The organism is Zestomonas carbonaria, assembly GCF_904061905.1.
Taxonomy (GTDB): Bacteria; Pseudomonadota; Gammaproteobacteria; order Pseudomonadales; family Pseudomonadaceae; genus Aquipseudomonas; species Aquipseudomonas carbonaria.
The window spans coordinates 51,715-67,503 of record NZ_CAJFCI010000023.1 but is presented as its reverse complement, the minus strand read 5'-3'; the positions used below and the strand labels follow the sequence as shown (position 1 = coordinate 67,503).

The 15,789-nt window shown below is 67.7% G+C and carries 13 protein-coding genes and 1 riboswitch; of the genes, 2 read left to right on the top strand and 11 right to left on the bottom strand.

Annotated elements, in window-relative coordinates:
* Nucleotides 1-58 precede the first annotated feature (58 nt).
* A complete protein-coding gene (locus PSEWESI4_RS04030; protein WP_187669894.1) occupies nucleotides 59-1,609 on the top strand; it encodes an AhpA/YtjB family protein in 1,551 nt (516 codons plus the stop codon).
* A gap of 333 nt (nucleotides 1,610-1,942) precedes the next feature.
* Here the strand turns inward: PSEWESI4_RS04030 and PSEWESI4_RS04025 are convergent, their stop codons facing one another.
* The 9 genes from PSEWESI4_RS04025 to PSEWESI4_RS03985 all read right to left on the bottom strand — a co-directional run bounded on the left by PSEWESI4_RS04025 (nucleotide 1,943) and on the right by PSEWESI4_RS03985 (nucleotide 11,284).
* Nucleotides 1,943-2,656, bottom strand: a complete 714-nt coding sequence (locus tag PSEWESI4_RS04025) for a PqiC family protein (RefSeq protein WP_187669893.1) — start codon at nucleotides 2,654-2,656, stop codon at nucleotides 1,943-1,945.
* Between the two features lie 130 nt (nucleotides 2,657-2,786).
* Entirely contained in the window at nucleotides 2,787-5,036 is a 2,250-nt protein-coding gene (gene parC, locus PSEWESI4_RS04020) for a DNA topoisomerase IV subunit A (RefSeq protein WP_187669892.1), read from the bottom strand.
* Nucleotides 5,037-5,043: 7 nt separating this feature from the next.
* Entirely contained in the window at nucleotides 5,044-5,529 is a 486-nt protein-coding gene (locus PSEWESI4_RS04015; RefSeq protein ID WP_408004273.1) for a retropepsin-like aspartic protease family protein, read from the bottom strand.
* A gap of 35 nt (nucleotides 5,530-5,564) precedes the next feature.
* Nucleotides 5,565-6,560 (bottom strand): esterase-like activity of phytase family protein, encoded by a 996-nt coding sequence (locus tag PSEWESI4_RS04010; RefSeq protein WP_187669890.1) that lies wholly within the window; start codon nucleotides 6,558-6,560, stop codon nucleotides 5,565-5,567.
* Nucleotides 6,557-8,446: a DNA topoisomerase IV subunit B gene (gene parE, locus PSEWESI4_RS04005; RefSeq protein ID WP_187669889.1), complete on the bottom strand. Its 1,890-nt coding sequence runs from the start codon at nucleotides 8,444-8,446 to the stop codon at nucleotides 6,557-6,559. Before parE ends, PSEWESI4_RS04010 begins: the two co-directional genes overlap by 4 nt.
* Nucleotides 8,447-8,456: 10 nt before the next feature.
* Complete coding sequence (locus PSEWESI4_RS04000) at nucleotides 8,457-9,068, bottom strand: YqiA/YcfP family alpha/beta fold hydrolase (protein WP_187669888.1); 612 nt, start codon at nucleotides 9,066-9,068, stop codon at nucleotides 8,457-8,459.
* 218 nt (nucleotides 9,069-9,286) lie between these two features.
* The gene (gene cpdA / locus PSEWESI4_RS03995; protein WP_187669887.1) at nucleotides 9,287-10,102 is read right to left on the bottom strand and encodes a 3',5'-cyclic-AMP phosphodiesterase; all 816 of its coding nucleotides are present in this window, start codon (nucleotides 10,100-10,102) and stop codon (nucleotides 9,287-9,289) included.
* A 121-nt stretch (nucleotides 10,103-10,223) separates the two neighbouring features.
* Nucleotides 10,224-10,676 (bottom strand): DUF1249 domain-containing protein, encoded by a 453-nt coding sequence (locus PSEWESI4_RS03990; RefSeq protein WP_187669886.1) that lies wholly within the window; start codon nucleotides 10,674-10,676, stop codon nucleotides 10,224-10,226.
* Nucleotides 10,667-11,284, bottom strand: coding sequence for an NUDIX domain-containing protein (locus PSEWESI4_RS03985; RefSeq protein WP_187669885.1), 618 nt, complete (start codon nucleotides 11,282-11,284; stop codon nucleotides 10,667-10,669). Before PSEWESI4_RS03985 ends, PSEWESI4_RS03990 begins: the two co-directional genes overlap by 10 nt.
* Nucleotides 11,285-11,474: 190 nt before the next feature.
* Between PSEWESI4_RS03985 and PSEWESI4_RS03980 the strand changes: the two genes are divergently transcribed.
* Nucleotides 11,475-12,209, top strand: a complete 735-nt coding sequence (locus PSEWESI4_RS03980) for an RsiV family protein (protein ID WP_187669884.1) — start codon at nucleotides 11,475-11,477, stop codon at nucleotides 12,207-12,209.
* 35 nt (nucleotides 12,210-12,244) lie between these two features.
* On the opposite strand, the gene cytX is transcribed toward PSEWESI4_RS03980, so the two are convergent.
* Nucleotides 12,245-13,540, bottom strand: a complete 1,296-nt coding sequence (gene cytX / locus PSEWESI4_RS03975; protein ID WP_187669883.1) for a putative hydroxymethylpyrimidine transporter CytX — start codon at nucleotides 13,538-13,540, stop codon at nucleotides 12,245-12,247.
* Nucleotides 13,541-13,697: 157 nt separating this feature from the next.
* Nucleotides 13,698-15,581, bottom strand: coding sequence for a phosphomethylpyrimidine synthase ThiC (thiC, locus tag PSEWESI4_RS03970; RefSeq protein ID WP_187669882.1), 1,884 nt, complete (start codon nucleotides 15,579-15,581; stop codon nucleotides 13,698-13,700).
* An 86-nt stretch (nucleotides 15,582-15,667) separates the two neighbouring features.
* Nucleotides 15,668-15,774: riboswitch (TPP riboswitch) on the bottom strand.
* Nucleotides 15,775-15,789 lie beyond the last annotated feature (15 nt).

Below are 15,789 nucleotides of genomic sequence, written 5' to 3'. Positions count from 1 at the left end.
CGGCCACAGGTCGCTCGTTATACTGCGCGGCAACTCCATTCCAGAAGAACCGCGCTCTGTGAACCGGCCAGCGCCCGTCAAGCCCGACAATTTCTTCCTGCTGATCTTCCATGCCCTGCGCCAGCGGCGCGTGCCGATCGCACTGCGCATCGCCAGCCACAGCTTGCTGCTGGTGGCGTTGGCATTGCTGATCTACGCCCTGGTCATGGGCTTGCAGTTCAAGCAGGCCATGCAGCAGCAGGCCGACGCCCTGGGCCAGGCGCTCACCGCCCAGACCGCGGCCTCGGCCACCGAGCTACTGGTGTCCAACGACATCCTCAGCCTCAACGTGCTGCTCAACAACCTGGCGAAGAACCCGCTGGTGGCCCACGCGGCGATCTACAGCGTGGACAACCGCATCCTCGCCGAGGCCGGCTCGCGGCCGAAGCAGAACATGCTCGGCGAGTCCGATGGCCTGTTCTCGACACCGATCACCTTCCAGGAGGTAATCGCCGGCCACCTGCGCATCAGCCTGGACATGCAGCAGTTCCAGCAGCCGATGACCATCAGCCTGCAGAGCATGGGCCTGCTCAGCCTGATCCTGCTGGCCCTGACCCTGTCGCTCAGCCTGCGCCTCGGCCGCCACCTGTCCACTCCGCTGCTGCAATTGCGCCTGTGGCTGCGCGACCCGGACGATCCGGCCCCCGCCGCCGGCCGCCAGGACGAGATCGGCGACCTGGCCCGCCAGCTCCAGGCACGCCTGGTGCCGGAGAAGCCCGTTCCCGTGGAGCCCGAGCCGCTGCCGGACGACGAAGACCTCATCGAGGACGACGACCCGGATTTTCTCGCCGAGGAACACGAGGCTCCCGAAGAGACCTTCGAGGTCCGCGATCTCGCCGATCCCTCCTTCGACAGCGAGGAGACCGACGCGGACGACTACGCGCCACCGAGCCGGCGCACCAGCATCGATGAGGACGACCCGTTCGCCGACCTGAGCGAACCGCTGCTCGACGACGAGCCGCAGGCCGCCCCGGCGCCTGCCGCAACGAGCGAGCCGCAGTACAGCGCGGTGCTGGCCATCCAGCTCGGCGCCCAGGAACAACTGCGCCGCCTGCCGCGCACGCGCCTGATGGACCTGTTGCAGCGCTATCGGGACTGCCTGGACCAGGCCGCGACCCTGTACAAGGCCGACCTGCACACCCTCAACGACGGCAGCAGCCTGATGCTGTTCCATAGCCAGACAAGCGGCGAAGACTACCTGACCCACGCGGTGTGCTGCGGCGAGCTGATGCGCGCCCTCGGCCACGCCCTGCAGGTGGAGGTCGCCGACAGCGGCATCACCCTGCAACTGCAACTCGGCCTGACCCAGGGCGACGACCTCAAGGGCCTCAGCCAGGGCGACCTGCTGCTCGACGACATCACCCAGGACGCCCTGGCCCTCTCGCAGCACAGCCGCAACCTGCTGCTGGTCGAGCGCAGCGTCGGCGACGACGAGCTGCTGCGCCAGCGCGCACGTATCCGCGGCATCGCCAGCCCGGAAGGCGCCTGCTGCGTCGAGCGCCTGCTGGAACCCTACCCTTCCCTGCTGGAGCGCCAGCTCACGCGCATGCACGAAAGCCGGGCGCACTGATCGCGGCCATGGGACTGGGCGTCCCCGCCGATCCTACCTCGATGCCGACCCGTAGGAGCGCGCCATGCGCGCGATTCGCTGCCGCGTAGGGGGATGACGACCGGAGAAGAGGCTTCCACGTAGGGTGCGCCGTGCGCACCGATCCGGGGCCAACACCTACGTTTCCGGTGAAACACGCTGCTGGCGCCAGGGTCAACGGTGCGCGCACCCTACAAAAGCCGGACCGCCTTTTCGTCCAGCCTTCCAGCCTCCAGCGCTCTTATCGACTTTCGGAACGGCCACAAAAAAGCCCGCAACCAGTGCGGGCTTTTTGCTATCGAGGCGGCTATGCGGTCAGAAGCGGAACACTTCCACATCGGTGCGCACCGGCGCGGCCATCGGGATCTTTGGCTCTTCCGCCGGCTCGCGAGCCTTCTGGGGCTTGCTGGCGGCCGGTTTGCGCGGGGTCTCGGCGACCGGCGGCTCCTTGAGCAACGGCTGCACGGTGGTGGCCATCTGCTCGGCCAGGCGTTGCAGCACCAGGCTCTGGGCACGCACCTGGTCGGCCGAGGTGCCGAGGTGTTCTTCCTGCAAGCGGATCAGGTGGCTGTCACGCAGTTGCCCCTGCTTGTCCAGCAGGCGCCATTCGGCTTCCAGCACCGCCGGCTGCTGTGGGCCGGAATCCAGGCGGCTGATGTTCAGCAATACCTGCACGTCCGGGGTAAAACCCGAAGCGGCCGGCGCCAGCACCAGGCGCTGGGTGTCCAGGCGCCAGGCGAGCTGGCGTACCAGCACCTGGTCGATGTCCGCGCTCAGGCTACCGGCCCAGCGCCCGGTGCTGGACGGCAGCAGGCTGCCATCCGGTTGGCGTTGCAGGAGGGTTTCGCGTTGCAGGTAGTCGGCCACCGTCACCGGGCCGAGAAGGACCGCCGGCCCGTTCTTCTGCGCGGGAACGCCTGGGTTGCCGCTGTCCAGCTTGTACAGCGGCACGGGCTGGAAGCTGACACAGCCCGACAGACCGAGCACGCCGGTCAGCAGCAGGAGCAGGGGGATACGCAATGCACTCATGTCTCTCATCTCAAACGGCCAGCATGACCGGCCGGGGGCAAACGGCGCCGGGGACGCTCAGGCAGGTGTGTATCATCCGTGAAACTGCGGCGCGACTCCAGCCCAAAAGCTCCGGAGCCGCGCCCTGGTTTCACTCCACCCGCAAGCCTTCGACCCGCTGGAAGCCCCGTGGCAGCTTGTTGCCACGCCGTCCGCGTTCGCCCTTGTAGTGTTCCAGATCCTCGGGCTTGAGCGACAAGGTACGCTTGCCGGACTGCAGGACCAGGGTCGCGCCGTTCGGCAATACTGCCAGATCGGTCAGGTATTCCTCGCGGCTGGCGACCCGATCGCCGGGGATGCCGATGATCTTGTTGCCCTTGCCCTTGGCCAGTTGCGGCAGGTCGCGCACCGGGAACAGCAGCAGCCGGCCTTCGGTGGTGACCGCCGCCAGCCAGTCCTCTTCCAGGCTGGCGAGCGGCTTGGGCGCTACCACCCGGGCGCCGGCCGGCAGGCTGAGCAGGGCCTTGCCGGCCTTGTTCTTGGCCTGCAGGTCGTCGCCCTTGACCACGAAGCCGTAGCCGGCGTCCGAGGCGATCACGTAGAGCGCCGTGTCGTCGGGCAGCAGCACGCATTCGAAGCTGGCGCCCGGCGGCGGGGTCAGGCGGCCGGTGAGCGGCTCGCCCTGGCCACGCGCCGACGGCAGCGAGTGGGCCGCCAGGGAGTAGCTGCGCCCGGTCGAGTCGATGAAGACCGCGTACTGGTTGGAACGCCCCGGCGCGGCGGCCTTGAAGCTGTCGCCGGCCTTGTAGGAAAGGCCTTCGGCATCGATGTCGTGGCCCTTGGCGCACCGCACCCAGCCTTTCTCGGAGAGCACCACGGTGACCGGCTCGGTGGGCATCAGCTCGGTTTCCGACAGGGCGCGCGCCTCGGCGCGGGCGACGATCGGCGAGCGGCGGTCGTCGCCGTACTTCTCGGCGTCCTCGAGGATTTCCTTGCGCACCAGCTTCTTCAGCTTGGCTTCGCTGCCGAGCAGGGCGAGCAGTTTCTCGCGCTCCTTGGCCAGTTCGTCCTGCTCGCCACGGATCTTCATTTCTTCCAGGCGGGCCAGTTGGCGCAGGCGGGTGTCGAGGATGTAGTCGGCCTGGATGTCGGTCAGGCCGAAACGCTCCATCAGCACCGGCTTGGGATGATCCTCGGTACGGATGATTCGGATCACCTCGTCGAGGTTGAGGAAGGCGATCAACAGGCCTTCCAACAGGTGCAGGCGCTTCTCCACCTTGTCCAGGCGGAATTGCAGGCGGCGGCGCACGGTGCGCACGCGGTAGGTCAGCCACTCCGTGAGCAGGGTGCGCAGGTCCTTGACCTGCGGCTTGCCGTCCAGGCCGATGACGTTGAGGTTGACCCGGTAGCTGGATTCCAGCTCGGTGGTGGCGAACAGGTGCTGCATCAGTTCGTCGGCGTCCACGCGGTTGGAGCGCGGGATGATGACGATGCGGCAGGGGTTCTCGTGGTCCGACTCGTCGCGCAGGTCGGCGACCATCGGCAGCTTCTTGGCCTGCATCTGCGCGGCGATCTGTTCCAGCACCTTGGCGCCGGAAACCTGGTGCGGCAGCGCGGTGACCACGATGTCGCCATCCTCGACGCGATACACGGCGCGCATGCGCACCGAGCCACGGCCGGTCTCGTAGATCCTCTGCAGGTCGGCGCGCGGCGTGACGATTTCCGCCTCGGTGGGGAAGTCCGGGCCAGGAATGTGCTCGCACAGTTGCTCGACCGTGGCGCCCGGCTCGTCGAGCAGACGCACGCAGGCGGTGGCGACCTCGCGCAGGTTGTGCGGCGGCACGTCGGTGGCCATGCCCACGGCGATGCCGGTGGTGCCGTTGAGCAGCAGGTTGGGCAGCCGCGCCGGCAGGGTCGCCGGCTCGTCGAGGGTGCCGTCGAAGTTCGGCACCCAGTCCACGGTGCCCTGGCCCAGTTCGGACAGCAGCACCTCGGAATAGCGCGACAGCCGCGCCTCGGTGTAGCGCATGGCGGCGAACGACTTGGGATCGTCCGGCGCACCCCAGTTGCCCTGGCCGTCGACCAGGGTGTAGCGGTAGCTGAACGGCTGGGCCATCAGCACCATGGCCTCGTAGCAGGCCGAGTCGCCGTGCGGGTGGAACTTGCCGAGCACGTCGCCGACGGTACGCGCCGACTTCTTGTGCTTGGCGTCGGCATCCAGGCCCAGTTCGCTCATGGCGTAGACGATACGCCGCTGCACGGGCTTGAGACCGTCGCCGATATGCGGCAGGGCGCGGTCCATGATCACGTACATGGAGTAGTTGAGATAAGCCTGCTCGGTGAAATCGGCGAGGGAGCGACGCTCCACGCCTTCCAGGCTCAGGTCGAGGGATTCGCTCATGCGGGCCTCATCGTACGGTGGATTGGCGCAGCACCAGGGTGCCGTCGCGCTGGGTGAATTCGAGTTGGCGCAATGCGCTCATGCCGAGCAGCACTTCGTCGCCTTCCATGCCCGGGGTGATCAGCGCGGCGACGTCGCGCAGTTCGATGTCGCCGAGGTTCAGCGTGCCCAGGCGGGTGCGGTGGGCGGTCACCGTGCCGTTGGCGGTGCGCACCTGCACCGGTGCGCCGGGCTGCAGGCCCAGCCGCTCGGCCAGGCCGGCGGGCACGGCCACGGCGGTAGCGCCGGTGTCGAGCAGGAAGGTCACCACCTGGCCATTAATCTGGCCATCGAGCAGGTAGTGCCCGCCACGGCTGCTGGCCAGGCGTACTTCTATGTAGCCGTCGCCATGCAGCGACTGCGGCTGGCGATTGGGATGCTCGCGGCGCTCTTCCCAGACGCCGAAGTAATGCGTGGCCAACAGCAGGCCGGCACCCCAGGCGAGCACCAGCATGACCCGTCCGGCACGCCGCCCGGCGGTCTGCTCGCTCACTTGGCGCTCCAGCCGCCGCTCGGTGCGGCGAAACGCCAGACGATCGGCCGCTGCTCGCCGTCGTTGCGCGCGACGCTGCCGTTGTCCAGGCCGATCCAGGCGCCCTTCTCGTCGATCACCAGGCCCTCGGCCAGGCCGAACGTCTGCATGCCATAGCGGCGCGGCTCCTGCAGCGCCTCCCCGGCGAACGACCAGCAGCGCTCGACCTCGCCGTTGCCCGGATTGCGGCGGCAGACGCGGTAAGCCTGGCGCTCCAGGGTGAACAGGTGGCCGGCGAAGAACGTCAGGTCGGAGAAATCGCGTGGCTGCGCCGGCACATCCAACTGGGGAGGCGCCACCTGGCTGCCGCCTTCGCTGAACAGCACGCAGCCGCCGGCGCAGGTCCATTTGGTCTGTTCCCGGTGCAGCACCAGCAGACCACGGCGCTCGCGCTCGGCGGCCAGCCACAGGCGGCTGCCTTCCGGGTTGACGGAGATACCTTCGAGCAGCGCATTGAAACGCAGCAGCATGCCGCTGGCACGGGCCTGGCGGACCATCCCCGACGGTAGCGCCAGCCATTCGCCGCCGGTCGCCGCCGGCGGCAGCCTGAGCACCGAGACATGCGCCTCGCTGACCAGGTAGCGGTTACCTTCGGCGTCGCAGGCGAGCCCCTCGAAATCCAGCTCGCCGCCGCGCACCTGGCTGGCCAGCCAGCTCCGCGTGCGCAGTCCCCAGGGCAGGCCGCTGTCAGTCACAGGCGGCGCCTCGAAGGTCTCGGCCTCGGCCAGCAGCAGGTTGTCGGCCGGAGTCAGCCGGTACAAACGGTCATCCTCGCGGTCGGACACCGCCCACAGCGCGTCGCTGCACCAGGCCAGGCCGGACAGGTTGCCGACGGCCATGCCCTCGACAGGGTACTCGGCCTGCAACTTGAGTTCCTCGGGTTGCGCGGGCTGCTCCTGGGCGAAGGCCGGCAGGCCGGCCAGCAGCAGCGCGGCGAGCCAGGCACGGGTCAAGCGAGCACCTCGGCCAGGTCGCCCTTGGTCTCCAGCCAGGACTTGCGGTCGCTGGCGCGCTTCTTGGCCAGCAGCATGTCCATGATTTCCCGGGTCAGTTCGAAATCCTCGAGAGTGAGCTGCACCAGGCGACGGGTATTCGGGTCCATGGTGGTTTCGCGCAACTGCGGCGGGTTCATCTCGCCGAGGCCCTTGAAGCGGGTGACCTGCGGCTTGCCACGGCGCTTCTCGGCGACGAGGCGTTCGAGGATACCGTCGCGCTCGGCCTCGTCGAGGGCATAGAACACGTCCTTGCCGAGGTCGATGCGGAACAGCGGCGGCATGGCGACGTAGACGTGGCCGGCCTCCACCAGCGGGCGGAAGTGGCGGACGAACAGGGCGCAGAGCAGCGTGGCGATGTGCAGGCCGTCGGAGTCGGCATCGGCGAGGATGCAGATCTTGCCGTAGCGCAGTTGCGACAGGTCGCTCGAGCCGGGGTCGATGCCGATGGCCACGGCGATGTCGTGCACTTCCTGGCTGGCCAGCACTTCGCTGCCGTCCACTTCCCAGGTGTTCAGGATCTTGCCGCGCAACGGCATGATCGCCTGGAACTCCTTGTCGCGCGCCTGCTTGGCCGAACCGCCGGCGGAGTCGCCCTCGACCAGGAACAGCTCGGCGCGCGCCGGGTCCTGCCCGGCGCAGTCGGCCAGCTTGCCGGGCAGTGCCGGGCCCTGGGTGATCTTCTTGCGCTCGACTTTCTTGCCGGCCTTGAGGCGACGACCGGCGTTGCTGATGGCCAGCTCGGCCAGTTGCAGGCCCATGTCCGGATGCTGGTTGAGCCACAGGCTGAAGGCGTCCTTGACGACGCCGGACACGAATGCCGCCGCCTCGCGGGACGACAGGCGCTCCTTGGTCTGCCCGGAGAACTGCGGCTCCTGCAGCTTCATCGAGAGCACGAAGGCGATGCGTTCCCAGACGTCCTCCGGCGCCAGCTTGACGCCGCGCGGCAACAGGTTGCGGAACTCGCAGAACTCGCGCATGGCGTCGAGCAGGCCCTGGCGCAGGCCGTTGACGTGGGTGCCGCCCTGGGCAGTGGGAATCAGGTTGACGTAGCTTTCCTGCAGGGATTCGCCGCCTTCCGGCAGCCACAGCAGCGCCCAGTCGACCGCCTCGGTGTTGCCGGCCAGGCTGCCGGTGAACGGCTCGTCGGGCAGGCGGGCGAATTCGCGCACGGCGTCGACCAGGTAGGAGCGCAGGCCATCCTCGTAGAACCACTCGATGCGCTCGCCACTGCCCTTGTCCTCGAAGCTCACCGCCAGGCCCGGGCAGAGCACCGCCTTGGCCTTGAGCACGTGCTTGAGGCGGCTGACCGAGAACTTCGGCGAGTCGAAGTACTTGCCGTCCGGCCAGAAGCGCACGCTGGTGCCGGTATTGCGCCGGCCGACCGTACCGACCACTTCCAGGTCGGTGGACTTGTAGCCGTCGGCGAAGGTCATGCGGTACTCGCTGCCGTCGCGCTTGACGCGCACTTCCACCTGGGTGGACAGGGCGTTGACCACCGAGATGCCGACGCCGTGCAGGCCGCCGGAGAACTGGTAGTTCTTGTTGGAGAACTTGCCGCCGGCGTGCAGCTTGGTGAGGATCAGTTCGACGCCGGGAATGCCTTCTTCCGGGTGGATGTCCACCGGCATGCCGCGGCCGTCGTCGAGCACTTCCAGCGAGTTGTCCGCGTGAAGGATCACCTGCACCGACCTGGCGTGGCCGGCCAACGCCTCGTCGACGCTGTTGTCGATGACTTCCTGGGCCAGGTGGTTCGGCCGGGTGGTGTCGGTGTACATGCCCGGGCGCTTGCGCACCGGGTCGAGGCCGGAGAGGACTTCAATGGCATCCGCGTTGTAAGTGGCCATAGCGCTCCGTTCAGTCGAAGGTGGAAAAGTCGATGTCACGCCACTCCACGGCCGGCACGCCGACGAACGCCAGCAGCGCCGGCAGGTGGGCGGCGAAGTTCTGGAAACCGTGGTCGCCACCGGCCTCGATGCGCAGCGCGCAGGCCCGGTAGAAGTCCTGGGCATGGCGATAGTCGAGGGTCTCGTCGGCGGTCTGCAGCCACACCTGGTAGCGTGTCGGGTCCCGTGGTGGCAGCACCTCGAGCTCGGCGAGGGCGGCGACGTGGTCTTCGGTCAGTTCCCAGGTCTCCCCGGTGTAGTAGTTGGTCTGCGGGCCGAGGTGGCCGTCGAACAGCCTATGCGGGTTGACCGCCGGGTTGATCAGCAGGGCCTTGAGACCATGCTTCTCGGCCAGGTGGGTGGCGTAGTAACCGCCCAGGGAACTGCCGACCAGCACCGGCCGGCCGAGCTCGCCGATCGCCGCTTCCAACTGGGCGATGGCCTGGCGGGGCTGGTGGTGCAGGGCCGGGACGCGCAGTCCGTCACTCCGCCCCAGGCGCTGCATCAGCGCAGCGAGCTGGCTGGCCTTGCGCGAGGTCGGCGAACTGTTCAGTCCGTGGATATAGAGGATGCTGGGAATCATGGGGCGGCAGGCTACAGGCTACAGGCTACAGGCTGCAAGCCAGCCCGGCTGCGGGGACGTCGTCCCTGTGACCTGGCGCAGGCTGGCGGGGTTTCCTCGGCCCGGTCGTCACCTTGGGATCCGCTCCCTCACCCCGGCCCTCTCCCGGAGGGAGAGGAAGTTCGAGCGCCGCTGTCTGCCTCAGCCCACCACACCGGCAAACAGGCCTTCGCTACCGCTCAATAGCCCTTGACGCTGTAGTTGATCTCGAAATCGATGCCGATGACCCGCGACACACCGGTGTCGATGCGCCCGTCGGCATGCAGGCGCAGCCAGCGATAGCCGGGGGCCTCGCTGCCGACCTTGAACTCCTCGCTGCCGGGAGCGAACTGCACGCAGGTGGATGGCGAGGCGAGCAGGCGCACGCCGTTGCGCTGGCGATCGAAATCCTGGTGCACGTGCCCCCAGAGCAGCGCGCGGACCTGCGGGAAGCGATCGGTCACGGCGAACAGCGCATCGGCGTTGCGCAGGCCGATCGGGTCCATCCAGGCGCAGCCGATGGAGACCGGATGATGGTGGAAGCAGATCAGGTGGTGACGGTCGGGCGCCTCGCCGAGGGCCCGTTCGAGCAGTTGCAACTGGCTGTCGTCGAAGTGGCCGAGCACCGCGCCGGGTACCGCCGAGTCGAGCAGGACGATACGCCAGGCACCGATGTCGACCACCGGATCGAGGCGGTCGTTGCCGTTACAGACCTCGCGCATGATCTCGATTTCGTCGTGGTTGCCGGGCGTCCAGCGCGCCGGCGCGTCGAGGGTCGAGATCAACTCCTCGAAGCGCTGGTAGGAAGCTGGCGTGCCGTCCTGGGACAGGTCGCCGGTGGCGAGGATCAGGTCGATGTGCGGCTGTTCCTCGCGCACCTTGTCGATCACCAGTCGCAGGCTGTCTTCGGTCGCCAGGCCAAGCAGCTTGCCATCCGCCTCGGCGAACAAATGGCTGTCGGTAAGCTGCACCAGCAGCACCGAGGAATCGGCGGAGGAATGCGGCGGGCTCGGCAAGGCAACGACTCCCTTTGGATGCCGGAGAATTCGGACGATCTCAGACGATTATGGTGGCTGCCCGGACACAGTGAAAGCCAAGTTCTAGACCCAGATCACAGAGTGGCAGCTTTCTGCGCGGTCAGAGCAAGGGCTCCAGTTCATGCCCGCAGGCCAGGCAATGACTCAGCCACTCGCCGAGAAACAGGTTGAGCTGGGTCTTCTCGTCCGGCTGGTGCATGGCCGCATTGGGATAGGGATAGATGCTGCGGAAGCGCCGCGCGTTCTCGGCGCAGATCACCTCGGCCATGCGTGCATCGTGGTAGACCCGCACCTCCAGGCGCGGCACGGGTAGCCAGGGCAGGCTGTGCTCCTGGGTGACCTGCAGGGTGGTGGTGTAGGGACAGGCCTCGATCACGTCCAGGGCCAGTACGCCGAGCAGCCGCTCGCCCTGGCTGAGCGCCACGCGCCGCGAGCTGCGCTCGACGCGCATGGCCGGCAGCAGGCGCATCAACCGCGCATAGTTGGCCTCGCAGGCGGCTTGCAGGCCAGCCAGGTCGACCCGATAGCGCTCGCGCAGCAGGACTACACCCATAATCCCCGGACCTCGGCGCGATTGAGCGCCAGCCATTGCAGGGCGATGATGCTCGCCGCATTGTTGATCAATCCGTCCTTGACCGCCTGGAGGGCATCTTCCAGTGGCCAGACATGGACCCGGATATCCTCGCCCTCCTCGGCCAGGCCGTGCACGCCGCCGGCGCCCTCGCTGTCGCAGCGGCCGACGAACAGGTGGACCAGTTCGTCGCTGCCGCCCGGCGACGGGAAGTACTGGGTGATCGGCCACAGCGCGCCGAGCTCCAGCCCGGCCTCTTCCTGCGCTTCGCGACGGGCGACCTCCTCGGGCTGTTCGTCGGTATCGATCAGCCCGGCGACCAGTTCCAGCAGCCAGGGATTCGACGCCTTGTTCATGGCGCCGACGCGGAACTGCTCGATCAGCACCACGCAATCGCGCTGCGGATCGTAAGGCAGCACGCAGACCGCATCGTGGCGCACGAACAGTTCGCGGCTGATGGTCGGCCCCATGCCGCCGGCGAACTGGCGGTGCCGCAGCTCCACCCGGTCGAGCCGGTAGAAGCCCTGGAAGCACGCTTCCCGCTTGAGGACTTCCACCGCCTCGGCATCTGGTTTGAAGGTTTCGCTCATCGTTTCCCCCACTGTCGGCCCGATCGCTCCGGGCCTCGACTTCCCGCCATCCTAGCGCGCCCCCGGTCCGGGTGCAGCCCCTTTCCAGCGCCCTCTCAGGCTGCCAGGATAGATGGCTGTGCCGCCCGCGCCGAACTCCCCGCGCCGCCGGCAGTCGAAGCCCTGTCCCATCTTTCCGCCAAGGATGTCCATGCGCCCGCTCCACTACTCCCTGCTCTGCGCCCTGCTCCTGCTGGGCGGCTGCCAATCCCTGATGCAACCCCCTCTGCTGGAAGCCCGACGCATCGCCTGGGAACACACCCCGGACGGCTGCCAGGGCGAGCGGTGCCCGCTGGTCAACATCGATACCCTGGAATTCGCCGGGCAACCGCAGCTCAACGCGCTGATCGAGCGCCAGTTGCTGGAGATGACCGCCGACGCCCCCGGCGCGCCGCTGCCGGCATCGCTGCAAGCCTACGAACGCAACTTCCTCGCCGAGGCACGCCCCGGCTGGGTCAGCTACCTGCAGGCCAAGATACGCGACCAGCATGACGGATTGCTGGTCCTCGAACTGTCCAGCTACCTGGCGACCGGCGGTGCCCACGGCATGCCGGGGCGGCGCTTCATCAACTACGACCGTGAACTGGAGAAGCCGCTGAGCCTGCGCGACATGCTGCTACCCGGCCAGGAAGAGGCGTTCTGGAAGCTGGCCGAACAGGCGCACCGCCGCTGGCTGGCCGCCGGGCAGCTCGACGGGGATGCCGACTACCTTCAGACCTGGCCGTTCCAGAAGACCGAGAACATCGCCCTGACCCGTGGCGCGCTGCTGCTCAAGTACGACGTCTACACCCTGGCGCCCTACTCCAGCGGCCATCCCGAGCTGACGATTCCCTATGCGCAGCTCGACGGCGTGTTCAAGCCGCAGTACATCCCCAGGCGCGGCTGAACCCCCACGTAGCCCGGATTGCATCCGGGCTACGGTTAATCCACCACGCGAGCCGCAACAGCCGCCGCGGAACGCCCGAGTACGAACTGCAGGCCGCCGGCCAGCAGCAACGCCGGCAGGCTGGCGCCGATCTGCGGGGCGAAGTGCGCCAGCAGGTGGTACAGCAGCACGCCGCATCCCCAGGCCAGCAGAGTGTCCCAGCGCAGCGCCTGGCGCGGAGCGAGGTCCACGCGGCGACGGCGCAGGACGAAATGATCGACCAGCACCACGCCGAACAACGGGGCGAACACCGAGCCGATCAACAGCAGGAAGTTCTGGTACTCGGCCAGCGGCGCCAGCCCGGCGATCACCGTGCACAGCAGGCCGATGGCCAGGGCTAGGTGCTCGACCCTGAGCGGCGCGAGGATGGCCACCGAGACCGCCGCCGAGTGGATGTCGGCGAAGGCGTTCTCCGACTCGTCGAGCAGGATCAGCAGCAGCGGAATGCCCAGCCCGGCGCCGGCCAGCGCCAGCAGCAAGGCGTTGGCTTCGGCGCTGCTCGTGGCGAACGCCAGGGTATAGGCCACGCCCAGGCTCATCAGCCAGACGTTGCCGAGGAAGAAACCGATGGCGGTGCCGGCGAACACTCCGCCGGGACGCTTGCCGAAGCGCGAGTAGTCGGCGATCAGCGGCAGCCAGGACAGCGGCATGGCGATGGCGATGTCGAAACCCAGGGCGAACGGCAGCGAGCCGTCGCCACGACTGGCCCACAGCGCGGCGAGGTCGGCGCGGGCGAACAGGTTCCAGGTCAGCCAGGCGCAGGCGCCGAGCAGCAGCCAGATGCCCCACTTGCGCAGCACGCGGCGCACGAAGGTCAGCGGACCGGCCACCGCCAGGAAGGTCGCCAGGGCGCCGAAGAACAGCGTCCACAGCAGCGGGTTGGTCAGCGCGCTGTCCGCGCCGAAGGCCCTGCCGGCCAGCAGGCTGGCGGCATCGCGCATGACGATGATCTCGAAGGCGCCCCAACCGACCAGTTGCAGCAGGTTGAGCACCGCCGGCAGCGTCGCGCCGCGCGAACCGAGGCTGAGCCTGAGCGCGGCCATCGAGGCCAGGCCAGTGTCGGTGCCGATCACCGCCACCGCGCCGAGCAGCAGCACGCCGACCAGGGTGCCGGCGAGGATCGCCGTCAGCGCCCCGGCCATGCCCAGTCCCGGCGCCAGCAGCGCGCCGAGTTGCAGCACCATCAGGCCGATGCCGAGGGAGAACCACAGGGAGAACAGGTCGCGCGCGCCGAACTGTCGGCGATCGGCGGGTACGGCGAGATCGGGAACGTAGGGGCTGGGAGTGGTCACGATGTGGGCATCTCGCGAAAAGGTTCGTTGGATCGGGGATGGTCCGCAAAGCCGTCATCCCCGCGCACGCGGAGGTCCAGCTTGATTGGAGACGTTCCAGACTTGGCCCGCCCCGTCGTCCCCGCGAACGCGGGAACGACGGAGGGAAGCCCTCGTGTCACACCTGCTTGTAGATCACCGAACCCTCGTCCCTGAAGCGCCCGGCCTGCTCCTTGAAGCCTGCCTCGATGGCCTTCTGTTCGTCGGTCAGGCCGTTGTCCTTGGCGTAGTCACGGACTTCCTGGGTGATCTTCATCGAGCAGAACTTCGGCCCGCACATGGAGCAGAAGTGCGCCACCTTGGCCGAGTCCTTCGGCAGGGTCTCGTCGTGGAAGCTGCGCGCGGTGTCCGGGTCGAGGCCGAGGTTGAACTGGTCTTCCCAACGGAACTCGAAGCGCGCCTTGGACAGCGCGTTGTCGCGGATCTGCGCGCCGGGATGCCCCTTGGCCAGGTCGGCGGCGTGGGCGGCGATCTTGTAGGTGATGATGCCGGTCTTCACGTCGTCCTTGTTGGGCAGGCCGAGGTGCTCCTTGGGCGTCACGTAGCAGAGCATGGCGCAGCCGAACCAGCCGATCATCGCCGCGCCGATGCCCGAGGTGATGTGGTCGTAGCCGGGGGCGATGTCGGTGGTCAGCGGGCCGAGGGTGTAGAACGGCGCCTCGTCGCAGCATTCGAGCTGCTTGTCCATGTTCTCCTTGATCAACTGCATCGGCACGTGGCCGGGGCCTTCGATCATGGTCTGCACGTCGTGCTTCCAGGCGATCTTGGTCAGTTCGCCAAGGGTTTCCAGCTCGCCGAACTGCGCGGCGTCGTTGGCGTCGGCGATGGAGCCCGGACGCAGGCCGTCGCCCAGCGAGAAGCTGACGTCGTAGGCCTTCATGATTTCGCAGATTTCCTCGAAGTGGGTGTAGAGGAAATTCTCCTTGTGGTGCGCCAGGCACCACTTGGCCATGATCGAACCGCCGCGCGAGACGATGCCGGTGACCCGCTTGGCGGTCAGCGGCACGTAGCGCAGCAGCACGCCGGCGTGGATGGTGAAGTAGTCCACGCCTTGCTCGGCCTGCTCGATCAGGGTGTCGCGGAACAGCTCCCAGTTGAGGTCCTCGGCGATACCGCCGACCTTCTCCAGCGCCTGGTAGATCGGCACCGTGCCGACCGGCACCGGCGAGTTGCGGATGATCCACTCGCGGGTCTCGTGGATGTGCTTGCCGGTGGACAGGTCCATGATGGTGTCGGCGCCCCAGCGGATGCCCCAGGTCAGCTTGGCCACTTCTTCCTCGATGGACGAGCCGAGCGCCGAGTTGCCGATGTTGCCGTTGATCTTCACCAGGAAGTTGCGGCCGATGATCATCGGCTCCAGCTCCACGTGGTTGATGTTGGCGGGGATGATCGCCCGGCCGCGCGCCACTTCCTGGCGGACGAACTCGGGGGTGATCTCCTTGGGAATGTTGGCGCCGAAGCTGTGCCCGGCGTGCTGCTCGTTCAGCAGCCCCGCTTCGCGGGCTTCCGCCAGCTTCATGTTCTCGCGGATGGCGACGAACTCCATCTCCGGGGTAATGATGCCTTTCTTCGCGTAGTGCATCTGGCTGACGTTCTGCCCGGCCTTGGCGCGGCGCGGGTTGCGCACGTGGGCGAAACGCATGGTGGCCAGCTCGGCATCGGCCAGGCGGCGCTGGCCGAACTCGGAACTCAGCCCCGGCAGGCGCTCGGTGTCGCCGCGCTCGTCGATCCACGCCGAACGGATGTCGGCCAGGCCCTCGCGCACGTCGATCTTCACGCTGGGGTCGGTGTAGGGGCCGGAGGTGTCGTAGACGGTGACCGGCGGGTTGATCTCGCCGCCGAACGCGGTGGGAGTGACGTCCAGGCTGATCTCGCGCATCGGCACGCGGATATCGGGGCGCGAGCCCTGCACGTAGACTTTCTGGGAACGCGGGAAGGGCTGGACGGACTGCTGGTCGACCTGGGCGCTTTCGCTCAGTTTCTTATGGTTTTGCACGCTCATCGGCTGTCTCCGGGGTGGATGTCGGAGCGAACCTGAAGGCGAAAGGCACACCGCGAACGGTGTGGAGAGGGACTCGCCGAGGGATTTGGCGAGGACATCTTGTTCCCTACGCAGGCCTTAACCTGATCAGGTTCAACGGGATCCGGAACTGTCCGATCTCAGCCTCCGATTCGAGGCACCCCGACAAGAACGCGGCCAGTCTAAACAA

What these genes read in the sequence shown, in the direction of transcription:
- PSEWESI4_RS04000 (WP_187669888.1), bottom strand. Translation starts at nt 9,068, where the DNA reads ATGATTCCCAGCATCCTCTATATCCACGGACTGAACAGTTCGCCGACC.
- parC (WP_187669892.1), bottom strand. Translation starts at nt 5,036, where the DNA reads ATGAGCGAATCCCTCGACCTGAGCCTGGAAGGCGTGGAGCGTCGCTCC.
- PSEWESI4_RS03980 (WP_187669884.1), top strand. Translation starts at nt 11,475, where the DNA reads ATGCGCCCGCTCCACTACTCCCTGCTCTGCGCCCTGCTCCTGCTGGGC.
- parE (WP_187669889.1), bottom strand. Translation starts at nt 8,446, where the DNA reads ATGGCCACTTACAACGCGGATGCCATTGAAGTCCTCTCCGGCCTCGAC.
- PSEWESI4_RS03990 (WP_187669886.1), bottom strand. Translation starts at nt 10,676, where the DNA reads ATGGGTGTAGTCCTGCTGCGCGAGCGCTATCGGGTCGACCTGGCTGGC.
- PSEWESI4_RS03985 (WP_187669885.1), bottom strand. Translation starts at nt 11,284, where the DNA reads ATGAGCGAAACCTTCAAACCAGATGCCGAGGCGGTGGAAGTCCTCAAG.
- thiC (WP_187669882.1), bottom strand. Translation starts at nt 15,581, where the DNA reads ATGAGCGTGCAAAACCATAAGAAACTGAGCGAAAGCGCCCAGGTCGAC.
- PSEWESI4_RS04015 (WP_408004273.1), bottom strand. Translation starts at nt 5,529, where the DNA reads ATGCTGGTGCTCGCCTGGGGTGCCGGCCTGCTGTTGGCCACGCATTAC.
- PSEWESI4_RS04025 (WP_187669893.1), bottom strand. Translation starts at nt 2,656, where the DNA reads ATGAGTGCATTGCGTATCCCCCTGCTCCTGCTGCTGACCGGCGTGCTC.